The sequence below is a fragment of the Candidatus Moraniibacteriota bacterium genome (assembly GCA_026396275.1).
Lineage (GTDB): Bacteria > Patescibacteriota > Minisyncoccia > Moranbacterales > JAPLXC01 > JAPLXC01.
The window spans coordinates 35,223-53,347 of the sequence record JAPLXC010000019.1; the positions used below are offsets into that span (position 1 = coordinate 35,223).

22 protein-coding genes are annotated in these 18,125 nt (G+C 42.3%); 8 read left to right on the plus strand and 14 right to left on the minus strand.

Annotation, left to right across the window (positions count from 1 at the left end):
* Positions 1–4: 4 nt before the first annotated feature.
* Genes NT136_04095 through NT136_04110 form a run of 4 tightly spaced genes read left to right on the plus strand, consistent with a single transcriptional unit; the run spans position 5 to position 2,696 of the window.
* A complete protein-coding gene (locus NT136_04095) occupies positions 5–262 on the plus strand; it encodes a hypothetical protein (GenBank protein ID MCX6766110.1) in 258 nt (85 codons plus the stop codon).
* 25 nt (positions 263–287) lie between these two features.
* A complete protein-coding gene (locus tag NT136_04100) occupies positions 288–521 on the plus strand; it encodes a hypothetical protein (GenBank protein MCX6766111.1) in 234 nt (77 codons plus the stop codon).
* Positions 522–524: 3 nt separating this feature from the next.
* Positions 525–2,468, plus strand: a complete 1,944-nt coding sequence (locus NT136_04105; protein MCX6766112.1) for an alanine--tRNA ligase — start codon at positions 525–527, stop codon at positions 2,466–2,468.
* 33 nt (positions 2,469–2,501) lie between these two features.
* The gene (locus NT136_04110) at positions 2,502–2,696 is read left to right on the plus strand and encodes a hypothetical protein (GenBank protein MCX6766113.1); all 195 of its coding nucleotides are present in this window, start codon (positions 2,502–2,504) and stop codon (positions 2,694–2,696) included.
* A 177-nt stretch (positions 2,697–2,873) separates the two neighbouring features.
* Here NT136_04110 and NT136_04115 read toward each other — a convergent pair whose 3' ends face one another.
* From NT136_04115 to NT136_04150, 8 genes are all read right to left on the minus strand, one after another.
* On the minus strand, positions 2,874–3,485 hold the full coding sequence (locus tag NT136_04115) for a hypothetical protein (GenBank protein ID MCX6766114.1): 612 nt from the start codon (positions 3,483–3,485) through the stop codon (positions 2,874–2,876).
* Positions 3,482–4,393 carry a hypothetical protein gene (locus NT136_04120; protein ID MCX6766115.1) on the minus strand — a complete coding sequence of 304 codons (912 nt, stop codon included), beginning with the start codon at positions 4,391–4,393 and terminating at the stop codon, positions 3,482–3,484. Before NT136_04120 ends, NT136_04115 begins: the two co-directional genes overlap by 4 nt.
* A 58-nt stretch (positions 4,394–4,451) precedes the next feature.
* Entirely contained in the window at positions 4,452–6,440 is a 1,989-nt protein-coding gene (locus NT136_04125; protein ID MCX6766116.1) for a lamin tail domain-containing protein, read from the minus strand.
* Positions 6,418–7,038, minus strand: coding sequence for a signal peptidase I (locus tag NT136_04130; protein MCX6766117.1), 621 nt, complete (start codon positions 7,036–7,038; stop codon positions 6,418–6,420). Before NT136_04130 ends, NT136_04125 begins: the two co-directional genes overlap by 23 nt.
* 23 nt (positions 7,039–7,061) lie before the next feature.
* A complete protein-coding gene (locus NT136_04135; protein ID MCX6766118.1) occupies positions 7,062–7,271 on the minus strand; it encodes a hypothetical protein in 210 nt (69 codons plus the stop codon).
* A gap of 145 nt (positions 7,272–7,416) precedes the next feature.
* Entirely contained in the window at positions 7,417–7,974 is a 558-nt protein-coding gene (locus NT136_04140; protein ID MCX6766119.1) for a TasA family protein, read from the minus strand.
* A gap of 173 nt (positions 7,975–8,147) precedes the next feature.
* Positions 8,148–8,348, minus strand: coding sequence for a hypothetical protein (locus NT136_04145; GenBank protein ID MCX6766120.1), 201 nt, complete (start codon positions 8,346–8,348; stop codon positions 8,148–8,150).
* Between the two features lie 411 nt (positions 8,349–8,759).
* Positions 8,760–9,554, minus strand: a complete 795-nt coding sequence (locus tag NT136_04150) for a hypothetical protein (GenBank protein MCX6766121.1) — start codon at positions 9,552–9,554, stop codon at positions 8,760–8,762.
* A gap of 304 nt (positions 9,555–9,858) precedes the next feature.
* Here NT136_04150 and NT136_04155 point away from each other — a divergent pair, with 304 nt between their 5' ends.
* Together NT136_04155 and rplU are read left to right on the plus strand one after the other, a co-directional pair.
* The gene (locus tag NT136_04155; GenBank protein MCX6766122.1) at positions 9,859–10,443 is read left to right on the plus strand and encodes a hypothetical protein; all 585 of its coding nucleotides are present in this window, start codon (positions 9,859–9,861) and stop codon (positions 10,441–10,443) included.
* A gap of 287 nt (positions 10,444–10,730) precedes the next feature.
* Complete coding sequence (rplU, locus tag NT136_04160) at positions 10,731–11,039, plus strand: 50S ribosomal protein L21 (protein ID MCX6766123.1); 309 nt, start codon at positions 10,731–10,733, stop codon at positions 11,037–11,039.
* Positions 11,040–11,332: 293 nt separating this feature from the next.
* Here the strand turns inward: rplU and NT136_04165 are convergent, their stop codons facing one another.
* The 3 genes from NT136_04165 to dnaB form a co-directional block, all read right to left on the minus strand.
* Positions 11,333–11,647 carry a hypothetical protein gene (locus tag NT136_04165; protein ID MCX6766124.1) on the minus strand — a complete coding sequence of 105 codons (315 nt, stop codon included), beginning with the start codon at positions 11,645–11,647 and terminating at the stop codon, positions 11,333–11,335.
* 62 nt (positions 11,648–11,709) lie between these two features.
* Positions 11,710–12,303, minus strand: a complete 594-nt coding sequence (recR, locus tag NT136_04170) for a recombination mediator RecR (protein MCX6766125.1) — start codon at positions 12,301–12,303, stop codon at positions 11,710–11,712.
* Between the two features lie 130 nt (positions 12,304–12,433).
* Positions 12,434–13,792 (minus strand): replicative DNA helicase, encoded by a 1,359-nt coding sequence (gene dnaB, locus NT136_04175; protein MCX6766126.1) that lies wholly within the window; start codon positions 13,790–13,792, stop codon positions 12,434–12,436.
* A gap of 257 nt (positions 13,793–14,049) precedes the next feature.
* Here dnaB and NT136_04180 point away from each other — a divergent pair, with 257 nt between their 5' ends.
* Complete coding sequence (locus NT136_04180) at positions 14,050–14,640, plus strand: hypothetical protein (GenBank protein MCX6766127.1); 591 nt, start codon at positions 14,050–14,052, stop codon at positions 14,638–14,640.
* A gap of 116 nt (positions 14,641–14,756) precedes the next feature.
* On the opposite strand, the gene NT136_04185 is transcribed toward NT136_04180, so the two are convergent.
* From NT136_04185 to NT136_04195, 3 genes are all read right to left on the minus strand, one after another.
* Positions 14,757–15,227, minus strand: a complete 471-nt coding sequence (locus NT136_04185) for a signal peptidase I (GenBank protein ID MCX6766128.1) — start codon at positions 15,225–15,227, stop codon at positions 14,757–14,759.
* A 57-nt stretch (positions 15,228–15,284) separates the two neighbouring features.
* Positions 15,285–16,709, minus strand: a complete 1,425-nt coding sequence (gene cysS, locus NT136_04190) for a cysteine--tRNA ligase (GenBank protein MCX6766129.1) — start codon at positions 16,707–16,709, stop codon at positions 15,285–15,287.
* 87 nt (positions 16,710–16,796) lie between these two features.
* Positions 16,797–17,705, minus strand: a complete 909-nt coding sequence (locus tag NT136_04195) for a magnesium transporter CorA family protein (protein MCX6766130.1) — start codon at positions 17,703–17,705, stop codon at positions 16,797–16,799.
* Positions 17,706–17,886: 181 nt separating this feature from the next.
* Between NT136_04195 and yidD the strand changes: the two genes are divergently transcribed.
* Complete coding sequence (gene yidD / locus NT136_04200; GenBank protein ID MCX6766131.1) at positions 17,887–18,123, plus strand: membrane protein insertion efficiency factor YidD; 237 nt, start codon at positions 17,887–17,889, stop codon at positions 18,121–18,123.
* The last annotated feature ends 2 nt before the right edge of the window (positions 18,124–18,125 follow it).

Here is an 18,125-nt window from a genome sequence, read left to right on the forward strand (position 1 = left end):
AATTATGGAAGACCAAGGACAAAGCAAAGGGGCGCAAGTTCGGCGGATCCAATTGGATCTGACAATACTTGAATCGGATTACCGGAAAAATGAAAGAGAATTGGAGGACTTGAGATTGGAGCTAACTAAAATGAAAAGACAAAGGAGCCAGTTGGATTTGGAAATCGGCGAAGAAGAGGAAAAGGTAAAAAAACTGCAAAACGAACAAATGATACTGGTTGACGAACTGAAGCGACTAAAGCACAAAATGAACCTTTTATGAAACTTTTAAGTATTAAGCTAATTTTATGGCGTCAAAAGATAAGTATTTTTCAGTTGTTAAGGACGTAGCCGGGAAATACGGAATTTCGTTATCAAGCGACAGTGAAAGCAGGATAAAAAGCTTTTACGGTTCGGATGTTGAGGGGATGGTCAAAAGCGCTATCCAAGAGCTTCGCGACAGAGCTATCGAGACGGGAGTAAAATTTGACGAGGGCGATGAACGCTACGCTGAAAAAGAGATAAGAAACAGAATTAAGTAAATCATGACCGCTCAAGAATTACGGCAGAAATTTCTGGACTTTTTTAAGTCGAAGGAGCACGCTATTATTCCTTCGGCGTCTTTAATTCCGCGCGAAACCGACCCGACAGTGCTTTTTACCACGGCTGGAATGCACCCGCTAGTGCCATATCTTCTGGGGGAAGACCATCCCGGCGGCCGGCGCGTCGCTAACGTGCAAAAATGCATTCGTACGGTGGATATTGAAGAAGTAGGGGATAATCGCCACCTTACCTTTTTTGAGATGCTGGGAAACTGGAGTTTTGGCGACCCTGCCTCGCCCGACGGCATTGGCGGGGCGGGCTATTTTAAGCGCGAGGCGATTGAGTGGAGCTGGGAATTTTTAACTGGCAAAAAATGGCTTGAATTGGATCCGAAAAGAATTTATGTGACAGTTTTTCAGGAAGAACAGGGGATACCTAGAGACGAAGAGTCAATTATGATTTGGCAGGAAGTGTTGGCTAAAGCCGGAATTTCCAGCAGCGTTGCCGGCGAAAATTCAATCATCAAAGACGATATCAGAATCATTTCACTGGGAACGGACGACAATTTCTGGATTGCAAGCGCCACTGGTCCCTGCGGTCCGGACACGGAAATGTTTTATGACACGCGCCCGGCAGATGGCCCAATAAATGATACTTTTGAGAACCTGGTTAATTCCGGCCGCCTGATTGAAATGTGGAACGATGTTTTTATGGAGTTTAATAAAACCACCGATGGAAAGTATGAAAAGTTGAAGCAGAAAAATGTGGATACGGGAATGGGAGTGGAACGGACACTGGCGGTGCTTAACGGAAAAGAAACCGTCTTTGACACGGAATTGTTTGAACCGATTTTCAAGAAAATAAAAAACGTCATCCCGGACTCGATCCGGGATCCAGAAATGGATTCCCGCCTTCGCGGGAACGACAATGATGATCAGAAAAGCTATAGAATTATCGCTGATCATATAAAAGCTGCTGTTTTTATTCTGGCTGATAGCGTTGTTCCTTCCAATGTTTTGCAGGGCTACGTCTTGCGCCGCTTAATTCGCCGGGCGATCAGGCACGGAAAAATCATCGGGATTCAGAATAATTTTACCCGGGCAATCGCGAAAGTGGTGATTGAAACGTACGAAGATTTTTATCCGGAAGTAGGGGAGAATAAAAATAGGATTTTGGAGGAGCTGGAAAAGGAGGAGGATAAATTTAGAAAAACGTTGGAGAAAGGATTAAAAGAACTTGATTTGTTACTTAAGATTGACCAAGCTATGCCATTTTCTGTTGCTACTTCTAAATCTGGATGGGTGAGCGGAGAAGAAGCGTTTAATTTATATCAATCTTATGGTTTTCCGTTGGAATTGTTTTTTGAAGAATTGGACAGAAGAAATATCATGTATGATAAAAACAGTATAAACAGAGATTTTAATAAAAGATTTATAAAACACCAAAAATTGTCAGAAACAGCGGCGGCCGGGCAATTTAAAGGCGGACTGGCGCAAGTAAGCGAAGAGACAGCCCGGCTCCATACGGCCACCCATTTGCTTTTGGCGGCTCTGCGAAACGTTTTAGGGCCGCATGTTTATCAAAAGGGTTCAAATATCACTGCCGAACGGCTGCGATTTGATTTTTCTCATCCTCAAAAAATGACTTCCGAGGAAATTAAAAAAGTGGAAAGAATTGTGAATGATTATATTGAAAGAAATCTTCCCGTCGTTGCGGAAGAAATGAGTATTGAAGAAGCCAAAAAGATCGGAGCAATGGGGGTCTTTGATGCCAAATACGGGGAGAAAGTCAGGGTTTACACGATAGGGGAAAAGATGTTTCCCATAAGCATTGAGATCTGCGGCGGACCGCATGCTAATTCTACCGGAGAACTGGGACATTTCAGAATCGTCAAAGAAGAGGCTTCTTCGGCGGGAGTGAGAAGAATTAAAGCAATTTTAGAGTAGCTCTTTTTAAATTTTTAGGGACAAGGGAGGTGGATGATGGCTGGATATATTAAACATATCATAGAAGGTGCAGCAGCAGCTGCTTTAATTACTACAACAGCTGTCACAGTTTACAGAAGTGAGAAATTTGAAAATTTCATAAGATTTGTTAGATCTGTAATTGCTGAAGGTTATAAAATGGCCTTTGTAAGATTAAAGGAGAGGAAAAAGAAAGGAGCTAAAAAATAAAAAAGGTGTTGCGGAGTCAGCACCTTTTTTTAAATTAAAGCATTCCGCCATTCGCGCGAAAGTTCACCAGCGTCAATGGGTTGCTATAAATTGCGTACGCAATCCATAGCAACCACTCTAATTTTTTAAATTTTCCTATTAGAGCGTGCCTGTGTCGAATCTAACTTTAATAGGCAATTATTCAAATGGCAAGGGCGAGGTCTTTTCTGTTTCTTTTGACTCTGTTTTTGATAACTCGGCCAGTTTCTTTTTAAAATAGTAAAGATAGAAGGCATAAATTATGATCCCGACTTCTATTACCGTCGGAGCAAACCAGGAATTTTCCCGGCACCCGTCAAACCGGTCCCAGGCGATGAGAGCCAGTATTGTGTAGAGCGACTCCCAAAACCAGCGGAGGCGATTGTCTTTTTCAAAGCCGTAAGAAAGATTGAAAAGAATGAGAAATAAATAAGCGCCTAGAAGAAAAACCCAAAGACCTTCCGGAAGAGAAGAACAGGGCGGTATCTTTTGTGCCACTTTTTGCATTTCTGTCTTGCTCTTTGGCTGGCTCTCTTCTTCTTTCACGACGGATGCCGCTTCCTCGTCAATGCGCGGCTCGGGATTCAAAAAAGGGGAATCAGAAGGAACTTTGGTCTTGTCAATAATGAAGTCCTCCGGAGTGTCGGCATCGGAATTTTCGCCTTCAGCGGCCAGAGAAAGAGAAGCGGGAAAAGAAAAAATAATCAGTAATGATATTATTACTGACGCTGAAAACATGACGGCTTTATTAAAGCATCCAAACGCTCTCATAATTTTTTATCATTGGGAGGGTAAGCTTCCAAATCGCTTCCGGATTGGATTTTTTTTCTGAAGAAGTAGAGATAAGCGAGATAAATGGCAAAGCCGGAAATTATAGTAGCGTAGACAAACCAAGTATTCGTCCGGCAGCGGTCAAGATAGTACCAGCCAATAAGCGCCAAAACTGTGTAGATTACCTGCCAGAACCAGCGAATACTTTTTTGTTCCTGGAATCGATAGGAAAGAGTGAAAATCATAAGTAGCACATAAGCGGCTAGAATCAGAGCGAAAATCCACCACCTAACCGGAACACATTCTTCCTCGCCGGCTACTAGCCCTTCTGCGCCGGGTCCTGCTTCAGCGGCGGCTTCCGGTGTTACGCCTTCTTCTGTTACTGCGCCGGCGGCTTGCCCGGGGCGGTAGGGAGGCGGCGCGCCGAGAGCGGTCAAAATTCCGAATCCGAAAACCATATCAAATTTCACTTTCTCGTCCTGAAATTCATTTCCGGCTTCCTCGTCAAATTTCACTTTTACTTCGTATCTATTGGATTCGCCGGGCTCCAGCCGTTCAATGAAAACATCTCCGGCCTTGTCCATTTCGTGGAGAGTGAACCGGTCACCCGGCCCGCCGATGAAATATTTTCCGCTGCTCTTGTCAGTGAGGTAAAATTTGAGTTCGTCCGCCAAATCGTCATTGCTGACATCGTCAATATTAAGATAAAGGTCTTCCGCTTCAGTGCCGACATTTTCCGCCCGCACTTCCTTGGTTTTGGAATATCCCGGCGCGGCGTTTTTCACGTCAAAAAGCGGATCATCTTCGGGATTAATGTCTATTTTAACTTCGGCGCAGGCATGACTGGCCATTCCCAAAACTAGCAGGGAAAATACGCCGAAAATAAATAAAAATTTTAACTTATTCATAAATTATTTCAAACCTGTTTGAAACTCGGTAACGTTATACTGCGGCTGCGGTATAATGTTACGCATCTTTTGCCGAGTCATTATCTGATTTAGAATCACCTTTAGAATCATCATCTTTCTGGCTGTCTTTTTTATCCCCGTCTTTTTTCTTGTCATCATCTTCATCTTTCTTATCGCTGTCGCTATCATCGTCTTTTTGCTGGATAGCACTGGACTTTCCATCAGTTTTTTCCTCATCATCTTCTGCCTTATCTCCCTCATCATCCTCGTCTTTCTTTACTTCGGCGGATTCTTCCTCATCGTCACCACTGTCTTTTATTTCTTCTTTAGTATCGCTTGAAGTGGTATCACCGCCGCCATCGTTATCACTGTCAATATTATCCGCGTCTTCATCCGTTCCGGCATTTTCTTCCGGCGCGGAAGCTGCCGGATCTTCGGCTTCGCCGCTTTCATCCTCGCCATTTTCTTCCGGAACGATTGCCGGCTCGTCCGTTGTTTCGGCTGTTTCATCAGTGTTATTTTCTTCAGTTGCTTCCTCGCCACTGGCGCTTTCTTCACCTACTGCTTCATCGGCATCTTCTGAATCCGCTTCTGACCCGTCGGACATTTCGGATTCCTTTTCTTCCTTTTTGTCAAAGTATTCTTTTTCCATGAATTCTGGATCGTATTCTTCCGAAGACGGATCATTAACCGATAAATTGGCATGTCCCGGCGTTCCGAAATTCACGCCCTCGTGATCCCAATAAGTCGTGTTATTGCAATGGAAATCAACGCAAGTATGCCAGCTTCCGGAATCCAAACCGTCGCCCGGAGTATTATTTCTTTCCATTGACATTTGGAATAATATCCCATGCCAGCCAGCCGGCCAGTGTGGAGTGCCTTTGGCCTGATCAATTATGTTTACGTCTTTGTCTTTTAATATTAAATTGCCATTGTTTGAATTATAGAGAGAAATACTGTCATTCACTACATCCACATCAACGTTTAACTCCGTATTGGAACTGGTTTTGGGATAATTGGCGATGAGGAAATATCCATGGGCGGCAATTGATTCGCTTGCAGGGATTTGAATTTTATTATTGCCAGTATGCTTGGCGTTTTCAATTTCCCACTGGCCGATGTCAATTTCATGCCCGGTCATATTGCGCAGTTCTATCCATTCGTCGGCAGTATGGCCGAAAGAACCCATCCACATCACTTCGTTAATAATCACATCCCCAGCTTTGGCTGTCACGGAGTTATTAACCTTAACGTCAATCCAATCCACGGAGTCACTGGGATTTTCCGGATCGGCCGGCACCGGCGCCAGATTCGGGCACTTGTTTCCGGCTTCGTCGCGGGCTTCCAGCTTGATCGTATAATCGCCGTCATTAACCCCGGTCGTATCCCAGTCAAAAAATTTTTTGTTGGTGAAAGAATTTGTGTCATTAACTGTTCCGGGTCCTGCAACAATGCTTCCACCGGAATTTTGGATTACCAGCCAGTAATGATGCGGGTTAGCGTCGGTGACAGTGCCGCGAATTTCAACTGTTCCGGAAAGAGTGTCCCCGTCGTCCGGATTAGTGATTTCTACAACCGGGCATTGAGTGTCCACTTTGAAACTTCCCGTAACAATATTGCTTACCCAGCTTGAATTGTCATTATTGGCGGCATGAGCCGAAAAATCCCATTTGCCTTCCGGAACCGGGATGCAGGAGCCGGGATAGAGGTAACTTCCGCTGATTGAGCTTGAATTATGGGTGAATTCCCAGTAAATAGTAACATCGCTGATGCTCGAGGTGAGCGTAATGCAAGGCGTGCTGGCGTACCATCCGTTATCTCCATCCGGGCTTGAAGGGCTTACACTCATCGTAAGCTCCGGAATCCAATATCCCGCCGTCATCGTGTTCCCGCCGGAAATCGCCGTATCGGAAAAATAAGAATTAGTCCCGGAAACGCTGGCAAAAACAACGGCCAAAAACAAGACAGCAAAAACCGAGCCGATTTTCTTCGCCGACCGAAAAATCCTTTTATTGATTATGGATTTATATTTCTTTCTTTTCTTCATAATCTTTATCTAAATTCTCATTCCGTTTTTCAATGCGCTTTTTGTAATCCATCTTTTTTCTTATTTCATTCCTGATTTTCTGCATTTCGTCATAAATTATTATCACCGCCGGAATGATTATCAGTAAAATTAATCCGGGCGTTGTTTTGGCGTAACTCACCGGATAGCCGAGAAGGGGGACAGAGATAAATGCTTTTCCCACAATTCCTTCTTTGGTGAACTTCTCGCCGTCCGGCGCGTCGTTGGCGTCTCCCTTGGTTTCAAACGCGATTTTGCCGCCTGCTTCGCCAGCCTCGCCGAGTCTAGGCGGGCCGAGTTGAGGCGAGTTAATTTCTTCTTTGCTGACGATCCGGTGGGTGATGGTTATTTTCGGGTCTCTTGTTCTTCTGGTTATCACATCGCCGACATTGTAATCAGCCAGCGGTTTAACGAATATCAAGCTCCCTGCGTGGATCGCCGGGGACATTGACCCGGACATTACGGTAAAGACCTTATAGTTTCCCGGAAATGGAATGAATGAGAATACCACCAGAACGCCGATGAGAACGAGCGCAACCAGCAGGGTATTTACAGTGTACTTAAAAATTTTTCCGATCATTTTTATTTAAACATTCAAACATCTTAACATTTCAACTCTTTTTTCAATTTTTCTATTTCTTTCTTCCCTTCTTCTCCAACAATTTTTCCGCACTCTGGGCAATAGCCATGAGATATTGATCCTTTCGGCACATCTTCAACGGTTCCATATTCTTTCCCGCACTTTAAACACTTCATTATTCCTTTACCAATCTTCTGTTCTGGCGGTTTTATAAAACTATTTTCTCCTTCCATATTTGTAAATTTTGAATTTGGGATTTTGGATTTGATTTGTCATTTGACATTGGGATTTTGAATTTCCGAAGCAGAACTTCGGTTCCTCCCTCTACTTGTTACGTAACTTGTTAAGTAACTTGTTACGTAACAAAAAGAGATCGGATTAGCGGTGAGGATTATACGCATTCATAACAAAATCAAAGGTACAAGTTTTTCCTTGCAAAGTATCGCCAGCAATTGTTGGTAAGCAAACTTCATATTTAGTGGTTATTGAACTTCCTGCAATAAGCCCTCCACCGTACCATGACATTAACAGATTTGCTTCAGTTACTCCGTTAAGAGCACCGGTCGCATATGCAGTTTCACAAGTACCAGAGCATCTTTCAATTTTTGCTGTTAAAGCGTTGCAAAGTCCTGTGTCTCCAGTAAAATCGGCTGTGCTAATTACTAATTCCTTAGCAGTTAGAGTACTTGGTCCAGCAAACCAAGGTGCGCCGTAGTTTTGAACATCAAATTCTCCTGTCTTACAATCGCCAGGAGCCATATCTGAAGCAGTAAATCCTGCTATCGTTGGCTGGCCATTTACTCTAATTTGCAAGGTTCCAGTTGCGAAACTGTTATTATCTACAGTTGCAGTAGAGCTAAATATTGCCCAGGTGGCGACGGATGCGACGGCGGCGACGGCGACGACGATTACCAAGCTCTTAATTATATTTTTCATTTCATATACACCTCCCAATCTAGTTGGATTTCTCTATAATAAGCAGTAAATCTTTTAAACCCTCCTCCTTGGGGGATCGCCCTCCTTTTTATAGAGGGCTTAAATCATCGGCTGCCTATTTAAAAAGCCAACGGGCGCGCGCTATCCGAAAATAGCAAGCACCAGTCGGCTTTCTAAAAATGAATTACTTCTTTGTAGCCAAAGAATATCCATAAATCACCCGTATTTAACTTGTCCCCCACCACTTTTATTCTAAACTTTTCTTTATTCTTTTTTTTAATTCTTGCAGGCCTCTCGCGTTCTTCTTTAATTTGCTTTCTCTTCTGAAAGCGTCTTCTTTTGAGTAAAACGCTTCGTAATATCTGACTTCCCATGGTCCTCTAAATCGGGTAAATACTGATTTGTTTTGGTTATGCTTGTTTACTCTTTCTTTTAGATTGTTCGTGCAACCAATATATATCCCGCTATCCCTCCGGCTTTTAATAATATAAACGTAATACATAGAATAAAAGTGGTGGGGGATAAAAACAAAACCGGCCTAAACCAACAAGCGCAGCACTTATTAATTCAGGCCGGTTTCGCTATTTTGCTCCCCGCGCTTCACTGGCGACCAATGGTATCTTTCGTCACGAGAGTTTCTGGCGCGGATCCACGCTTTCCCGAACGGTTTTGTTTTTTTGTTTTCCTTTGTTATCTTATGCTACTATAGCGCCAGTTGAATATTCTGTCAACGAAATTATCCACAGTTTTTGGCTTGACAAAAGGAAAATTTATGTTTTAATTTTTTACTGATAAATGGCAGTCACCCCATCAATATCTCCTGTTGTTAAAGTGTCTTTATTAATTTCTCCTTTAAAGCCGTAGCCGTACATTGTGTTGTTTCTATAAATTGTAGTGTATTCGTCATCCAAACCGACCCAGTGTCCAAGTTCGTGGGTCAAAATGTCTTGAGCGTCATAGGTAACAAGATTCGGGCAGGCGGTCGGTGAAAATGGCGTCCAAGTCCAGGAAAACTTTTTGTTCATAATCGTGTCGGTTTCTACTGCCAGTCCGGTGCTTTGGTAATACCATATATAAGTAATTCCCAATGCGCTGCCGGGCGCGCTCCCAAAAGCCACTATATTTTTCCCATCCAAAGCTTTTTTTGAAAGGGTTGTTACTCCGGCATTTTTGAAGATTACTCCCGCCGCATTAATCTCTGTACCTTGCCAAGTTTCAAAAGATAAATTCGTCAAATTACTGAACTTGGAAGAACCGACCGAACTAGGAGCACTGCCCGCATTCAAGTAATATTTCCATTCGCCTGCCGGAAGCTCCCAGCCGGCTGGACTGACCATGGCAGTTGAATCAGGATCACTGTAACTGCATTGCAGGGGCTTGGTTTCTTTCACTTTCGGATAATGCACAAACACCCTGACTTTGAGGTTAGGATGCCCCGGCACGTCGTAAACGCCGTTTTGTTCAGGAATTGCCCAATCATCATCGGTATTGTCGTCATTTTTGGCTAAAACCGGACTTACCGACAAAACCAGCGCGGCCATTGCAAGAATCAAAGAGGTAAAAATAAGTTTTTTAAGCATAATTTTTTTGGGTCAAGATTAAGAATTATGAGTAAATAATAGCAATGTTAAATCAGGGTGTCAACAAAAAAAACAGCCTGCCAAAATCGGGCAAATTATTTCGGCCTGACAAAAAGGAAAAATATTGTTTAATTTTTTCCCACTCATTCGCTATCCATCGCTATCCATATTCCACATACTTGCGGCCGCGAATATGTGTTATACTGGATATAGGTACTTTATACAGGTATTTTATGCAGATATTTTGCGCAACAGAAAATTGCTAAGACGGCCAATAAACAATAAACGCAAGCTGACTAAAGCTATGGCAAGAAGGGAGAAAATGAAAAATGTGATCGCGAAAAATATTTTAAGCGGCACCTTGAGCGCAACGGCTTGGGCATTTGAGTTATTGATTAATGCTGGTGTTTTGACTATTGAAGCGTTTCTTAACCCGTCTGTGTACGCGGACATGCCGAGCGTATTGTATCAAAGGAACTTTATCAAGAAGAAAAAAGCTAAGTTTCGGGAAATGACAATAAGGCAAAGCCTCTGGAGACTTAAAAGAGCTGGCTTTGTGGCTAAAAAAGAAAATAGATATTTTCTTACAAAAAAGGGGAAGAAACTCGCTCTTTTTGTGCGTGGCAGAAGTGATGTGATTACTAAGCAATGGGACAAGAAATACAGAGTAGTTATTTTTGATATCCCGGAAGAAAAAAAGAAAATCCGTGACTGGTTAAGGCAGGAGTTAAATATGCTGAACTACAGAAAACTCCAGGAAAGCGTTTTTATCGGCAAATATCCTCTGCCGCAGGACCTGATTGAGAGTATTAAAGAATATAAAATAGGGAATTGTGTCAATTACCTTCTTGTTGAAAAAGTGTATAAAAACGTTGAACAGAGCTTTTGAATTTCCAGAGCAAGTTATGGAAATTAAAAATTAATCAGTTTGCCAAAAACGGAAAACTTTAGCTTCATTTTAAACCATTTTACACTATTTTACACTTATCTGCGGCCGCAAATAAGTGTAGTAAGATAGTAAGATAGTGGGATAGTAGGATTGTTATTGCAATCCTTGCAATTCTTACTAACTATATTTACTTGGTTTACTTGTTGTTGGCAGAATGTAGTTTTTTTGTTGACAAAATTATATTATTGGAGTAAATTAGTAAGAGTAATCATTGATTTGTTTTTATTATGCTAGCAGTCATCAAAACCGGCGGGAAGCAGTATATCGTCAAAAAAGGCGCGCGGATTAAAATTGAAAAAATTGAAGGAAAAGAAGAAAAAGCGGTAAAATTTTCCGAAGTGCTTTTTATTGGGGACGAAAAGGGAGTAAAAATCGGGACGCCGAAAGTGAAAGGAGCAATAGTGGAAGGAAAGATTATTCAGCAGGGGAGAGGCAAAAAGGTCTGGGGCATCAAGCATAATCCCAAAAAGCGCTACAAAGTGAAATTCGGTCATCGCCAGCCGTTTACGGAGGTGGAAATCATTAAAATCGCGTAACCTGTAACCTATAACCTGAAACGATTTTTGGAAAATTTAAAACACCTGGCAAGAATTTTTGTCAGGTGTTTTTTGGTTGCTTTAAAATAGAGCATAATCTTCAAAAGTACTTCTTTCGGGACGGGGGATTTCGTCAACAGGAGTGTTCACAATAGTGAAAGACCGACAGTTAAATCCCTGGGGGTATAATCGGTAACAATCATCGCAAGTGATACCACATTGAAGAAGAGTTGGTTTCTGAATCATCTGCAACGACATTCCCATCTTTTGGATGTTAGGACTTTTTTGCGAGCTCATAGTCCCTCCTTTTCCAAAAGCGATTTTATGAGGTCATACGGTACCATCTCTTCGCAAAATATGCCGTGGATTATTATTCTCCTTTCATAGAGGCTGTTTTTCCCAAAACATACTCCTACGCATTTTTTACCGCAGTATCCGCTTACTTTCATAAGAGAAACATCATCTGGGATCATGACCCCTTGATCTTTTAGATCCCTCCTTACTATTGCTTCATATCCCGGTAATGGCATTTTTCTACCTCCTCTTTTTTTATAATATTTTTTACTGTCATCCTGAACGCAGTGAAGGATCCTTGAATAATACAGCAAGTGATATTTAGGACGGGATTCTTCGCTTTGCTCAGAATGACTTTATTTTAACGAACTCACCATTATACCAACTCCTTCCGATTTGTCAAGGCCTCACTTAAAGTTATCTCATCGGCGTATTCAATGTCGCCGCCCGTGGAAAGTCCCCGTGCCAGGCGGGTAATTTTGATTTTTAGCGGTTGGAGTTTACGTTTGACGTAGAGTGTTGTTATGTCGCCTTCGGTAGTCGGATTGGTGGCGATAATGACTTCTTTAATTTTCTCGTCTTTGATGCGTTTCAGCAGCTGTGGTATTTTTAGGTCCTGTTGCGCTCCGGAAAGGGGAGAATCAATCGTTCCTCCCAGCACGTGGTAAAGCCCCCGGTACGCTTTTGTCTTTTCAATGGAGATAATATCCAGCGGTTCCTCAACAATGCAGATCGCGCCTCGTTCGCGATGAGCGTCTTTGCAAATTTCACAAAGATCTCCTTCGGAGATATTAAAACACTGCCGGCAGCTTTTAAGATTTTGTATCCCTTCAAGATTTTCGGCGAAGTCCTTAATTTTTTCTTTGTCCTGCTTGAACAAAAACAAAACCAGCCGCTCGGCCATTTTTGGACCGACAGAAGGCAATGAAGCGAAGTTTTCTATTAGTTTTCGAAATGGCTTAGGAAACACAAATTTTAGTGAATTTTGAATTGAGAATTTAGAATTTTGAATGGGAATACTGAATAAATAATTTAGATTCTATTTCCAATATTCTATATTCCAATTCTAAATTCCATATTCCAAATTCACAATTCTAAAATTACTCAGTATGCGTTCTCTCCAACGACCTAAATGTTGTGCTTGTTTCATCGAAAAACAGCGACACCCGCCCCAGCGGGCCGTTTCGGTGCTTGGAGACGATGACTTCCACGATATTCTTGTTGGGGGTATCTGGTTTTTCCCGGTCTTCCCGGTAAAGGAAAAGCACCACGTCGGCGTCCTGCTCAATGGAACCGGACTCGCGAAGGTCAGAGAGTTTGGGAATCTGGGGAGAGCGAGATTCAACGGCGCGGGACAATTGAGAAATAGCCAGAACCGGAGTGTTAATTTCCCGAGCCAGATTTTTGAGAGAGCGCGATATTTCGGAAATTTCTTGAACCCGGTTTTCCGTGCGGCGCCCCTCCATCAATTGAAGATAATCAATGATAATAAGCCCCAGTTTATGTTCGGACTGGAGGCGCCTGGCCATTGTTCGCATCTCAAGCACATTGGCAGTGGCGGTATCGTCAATGAAAATCGGCGCTTCAGAAAGGATTCCCATCGCGTCGCCGATGCGCTGAAAGTCATTTTGTTCGGGATCACTACGGAGCCGTCCGGTGCGCAATCGCCACAGATCCACTCCTGACTGAGCCGCCAGCAGCCGGTCGATTAACTGATCGGAAGACATTTCCAGAGAAAAGATCCCCACTGGTATTTTATGTTTCACGGCTGCATAGCGGGCGATGTCCAATGAAAGTGCTGTTTTTCCGATAGAGGGGCGAGAGGCGAGAATCACAAGATCTGATTTTTGCAGTCCCGCCAGAATATTATCCAAATCGGGAAATCCGGTTGGTACGCCGCGCAGCGTGTGCTCCTCCCGATGAAGTTCATCAATGCGGTTGAAGGCCGCTTCCAGAATTGACCGGATGGGAATAAAATCCTGCTTGATGTATTTTTGCGAGATGCTGAATATTTTCTGTTCCGCTTCATCCATTATTTTGTCCACGTCTTCTCCTTCCCGGTAACCCATTTCCACTACTTCACTGGCAGCGGTAATGAGTCGCCGCAGGAGCGATTTTTTCTGCACCACTTTGGCGTAGTGCACCACATTGGAAGCCGAAGGAACAGTATTGACAAGAGACGCCAGATAACTTGAGCCGCCGATTTCATCCAGCTTCTTTTTTTCTTCCAGCTTATTGGACAAACTCAAAACATCAATCGGCTCGCGCTCTTCATAAAGTTCCAGCATATTTTCATAAATCACGTTGTGGTCGTCTTTGTAGAAATCCCCGACGCGGAGAAGATCAGCGATTTTGACAATCGCGTCTTTATCCAGCATCAAGGAACCCAGCACCGACTGCTCGGCTTCGATGTTGTGGGGAGAAACACGCAGGTTTTCGTTGGAAGTATTAGCTGCCATAAGTGAACTTAGTATACAATAGCAATGATAAAAATCAACCTTGCATTATGCGCAGTTTGTGCAGTATTTATTGACTTTTATAAGTCAGCTTGAAATTAAAGTTCTCCTAAATTTAACTTTAGGATTTATATAACACTTTTAATATTTGACAAGTTATATAAAGTATGATTGAATAGGATGCCACAGTACATTAAAAGCAAATTTAGCAGAAAGGTTCCGCTTTGCGGAATTAAAAAAAGAAAAATAGGAGGATAAAGGTGAAAAAATTTGGGTTGCTAGTAATATTAGCTATTGCTATTTCATTTGCAACTGTATCAAATGCGCAGGGTGAAGTTGAATATGCTTATATGAATGGTTCGGATTATTCATTCGAAAGAATTGAATGGCCTGCCGGAGTTTCAGTGGAAGTTTCCATAGGCAAAGTGCAACAGTATGGAGGCGATTTGGTGGATGTTGTTTTTATCACGGCCTATGGTGCCGAAGAAATGGAAATCGTTGGAAATCTTGCTCCGCGATTCGACCAAAACTGGGGAGGATTCGAATTAGGGCCAATTTTTATGGAGCAATTGGCAGATGGCAGTATACATCCCATTTCCATGTACGTTAGTAATAAGAAAGAAGCACTTCCATTCCAGAAAAAAGGAAGTATATGGCAGACATACTTCATAAGGGAATGGCTTTGCAGGAATACGGATGGATATACGCTTTCGCTAGTGTTACATGATTATGCGATACGGCACGATTACGAGATAGATCTTGATTTAACGCAAAATTATTTTGTAGCCGGCAACGGAGTTGAAAAGCATATCTCAGCACATGGCCCGACAATGATTACGGTTTGTAAATAATAGTAAAAGCAGGTTTGCGCCGAGTCGCGAACCTGCTTTTCAATTACTTTGAAAATCTCCTAAAGTTCAACTTTAAATGAAAAAGAGTGAGCGCTGTTAAGATCTGCTCACTCTTTTTAAGTTGCCTTTCGTTTTCTTCTCTTTAGTGCAAATTTCAGGCCAACCGATGTAACGATAATTGAGATTAGTATGAATTTCAAGGGTATTCCTCCTAAATTTACAAGAGCGGCGTAGCCCAGCAATGGAATTCTAAAAAAATATATCCCCCTCACATAGGAAATCAGGACTACCTCAGAATCATTGTTAGCGTCTCCCTTGGCAATGATATACTGATCTGAGACCCAAAGCACTCTGTGCAGTACTTCATAGTAGGAGTTAAGTTTATAATAGACAATATCTCCTATCTCAATTTTCTCAGGTCGGCTTATCAATCTGGTTACTATTAAATCACCTTCTTTCAAAGTCGGGTGCATGCTCTCGCTGCAAAATGAGCGAATCTCATATTTACCGGAGAAGCGGAAAAAACAGAGGCAGGCAATAAAGATTATAAGAATTGCCGTAATAAAATACCTGAAGTATTTTTTCATTTTTCCCTCCAAAACGTCCTTATTTTTTTTGAAAAGATCTAAAAGCAGTGGCGGTTTTTAGCTTTTTGGTTTTATTTTATATCCCTCTCTTACGTCTTCTATTAAATATCCTTTTTCTTCAATTTTTTTCCTTATATTATCAGCTTTCTGGAAATCTTTATCCATTCTAGCAGTTTCTCTTTCCTCGGCAAGTTTTCTAATATCTCCAGGAATTTCAATTTTCTCTTTTTTAATGACAAAACCAAAAACTTTATTCATTTTTTCCCAAACATTAAGATATTCCTTAGCTTCATCAGCTCCTAACTTATTATCTTGAATTTTTTTGTTAGCTTCTGTTATCAGCTCGTATAAAACCGCCAGAGCCACCGGGGTGTTTAAGTCATCATTCATCGCCTCCTCAAACTTTTTTTCATATGAAGCCAAATTAAGACCGGAAGCCGATTTGGAGGTTGAACCTCCAAATCCGGTTTTCAGGATGGAAACAAAGTCGGAAATTCTCTGTAGGTTTACTCTGGCTTGTTGAAGAGCATCTTCAGTATAGTTTGTGACACTCCGGTAATGGGAACTCAAAATCCAAAGTCGTACCACCATCGGATCGTATTTTTTGAGGGCGTCTTTAATATAGACAAAATTTCCTAGGGACTTTCCCATTTTCTCGCCGCTCACCGTCACCATATTCCAGAGCGTCCAAAAATTGGCCATTGGTTTTCCCAAGAAGGCCTCGCTCTGGGCAATTTCATTTTCATTGTGAGGGAAAACGTTTTCATTTCCGCCGCCGTGAATGTCAAAAGTATCCTGGCCGAGAAGATCATAAGACATCACCGAACACTCAATATGCCAGCCGGGATATCCCACCCCCCAGGGACTTTCCCATTTTAAAATGTGCTCTTTGGGCGCTTTTATCCAAAGGGCAAAATCCAAAGGATTTTTTTTGTCGGGATTCACTTCCACGCGGGCGCCGGCAATAAGGTTCTCCTTTTTCTTGCCGGAAAGCTTTCCGTAATCGGGGAATTTCTCCACCGAAAAATAAACCGATCCGTTTACTTCATAAGCATATCCTTTTTTAATCAGTCCCTGAACAAAATTAATAATCTGGGCAATATATTTCGTCGGTCGGGGATTAAAATGAGCCGGCTTGATATTGAGAGAGCGAAAATCATCTTGGCAGGACTGAATGAAGCGGTTGGCGATTTCCATCGGATCAACTTTTTCCGTTTTGGCTTTCTTCTCAACTTTATCTTCGCCAATTTCCGCGTCCGCCACTAAATGCCCCACATCGGTATAGTTCATAATATGACGCACTTCAAATCCGGAATATTCCAGATAACGGCGCAGCACGTCCATCATCGTATAGCCGCGGGCGTGCCCCAGATGGCAGTGATCGTAAACCGTCGGACCGCAGACATAAAGGCCGGCCTTGCCGGGATGGATAGGGTTAAAAATCTCTTTTTTCTTCGTTAAAGTGTTATAAAGTTTTAGCATTTAGCTTTATTAGCTTTATTAGCTTTATTAGCTTGTTAGCGAAAGTTAATCTAATAAAGCTAACCAAGCTGAAAGCTAAGAAGCTAATTATAGCCATTTTCGCAGTTTGAAAATCGTAATTGTGAGAAAAGAAATAAAAAGCATAATGGAGGTATGGATCCAGAAGCCGTAGGGATTTTTTCCGAAAGGGATATCAGCGCTCATTGCCAGGATATTAGAGTACACCGTCATTGGAAGCATTATGGCGGAGAAAATAGTGAGCACTTTCATGGTGAGATCGAGTTTGTTGGAAAGCAGTGAATTGTTCGTTTCTTCGAGCGATTCTATGGTTTCTTTCTTACTTTCCAGGTCGTTCCAAATCCGGGTGTTAGTGCCGATAAGATCATAAAAATAGGGCTTTAATTCTTTAGGGATAAGAGGAGAGTCCTTTTGAACAAGGGATTCCAAAATTGACCGCTGGGGCTTGAGCGTTCTTCTGAAATTGAGAATATCTCTTTTAACTACCGATATTTCAAAAACCATTTCTTTTTCTTTTCCGGCGAAAACGTCTTTTTCAATACGATCGAGATTTTCAGAAATGTGATCGAGCCGGGGAAAGCAGGATTCAAAAAGAAGCTCAAGAAGATTGTAGAGCAGATGAGCCGGGGTCTTGTCCATATAAAGGCGCCGTTTCCCCTCGCTTTCGGAAAGGGTGTCAAAAAAGTCGCTCAACTGGTAGATGTTGTTGGCATGCCCGGTGATTAAACAATTTTTCGTAATCACAATGTCCAGTTCTTCCGGATAAGTGGTTCTGGACGCAACGTCAAAAAGGGGAAGATGGACAGTAAGAAAAAGGCAGTTGTCGTACTGGGTCGCTTTGGGGCGGAAGGTAGGCGTGGTGAATTCCTCAATGGCCAAAGGATGAATGTTAAAGTTTTCCTGGAGATACAAAATATCATCCGCCGAGGGATTTTCAAAATCAATCCAGGTTATATCTTTGAATTTTACTGACTTCATGGCATGTTAAGTTTTATTTTTATGTCATTCCCGCGAAACTTGTCCTCGAGAAATCGGGGAGCGGGAATCCAGAAAACTTTTTTCTTTACTGGATTCCGCATCAAGTGCGGAATGACATTAAGTTTATCATACACCATTTTCTGCCTTGACGGAAGGGCGATAAACTGGTAGAGTGTTGATAATGTTTAAAAAAGCATCGTTGTTGTTAATTCGGCTGTATCAGAGAACATTATCGTTAGATCATGGTCTATTGTCCTATGTCTATTCCGAGCGATGGTGTCGGTTTCATCCGACCTGTTCGCAGTACACCTACGAAGCGATTGATAAATTTGGAATAGTAAAAGGCGTGTGGCTCGGAATTAGAAGAATAGTAAGATGTCATCCCTGGAACGATGGAGGGTACGACCCGGTTCCATAGCA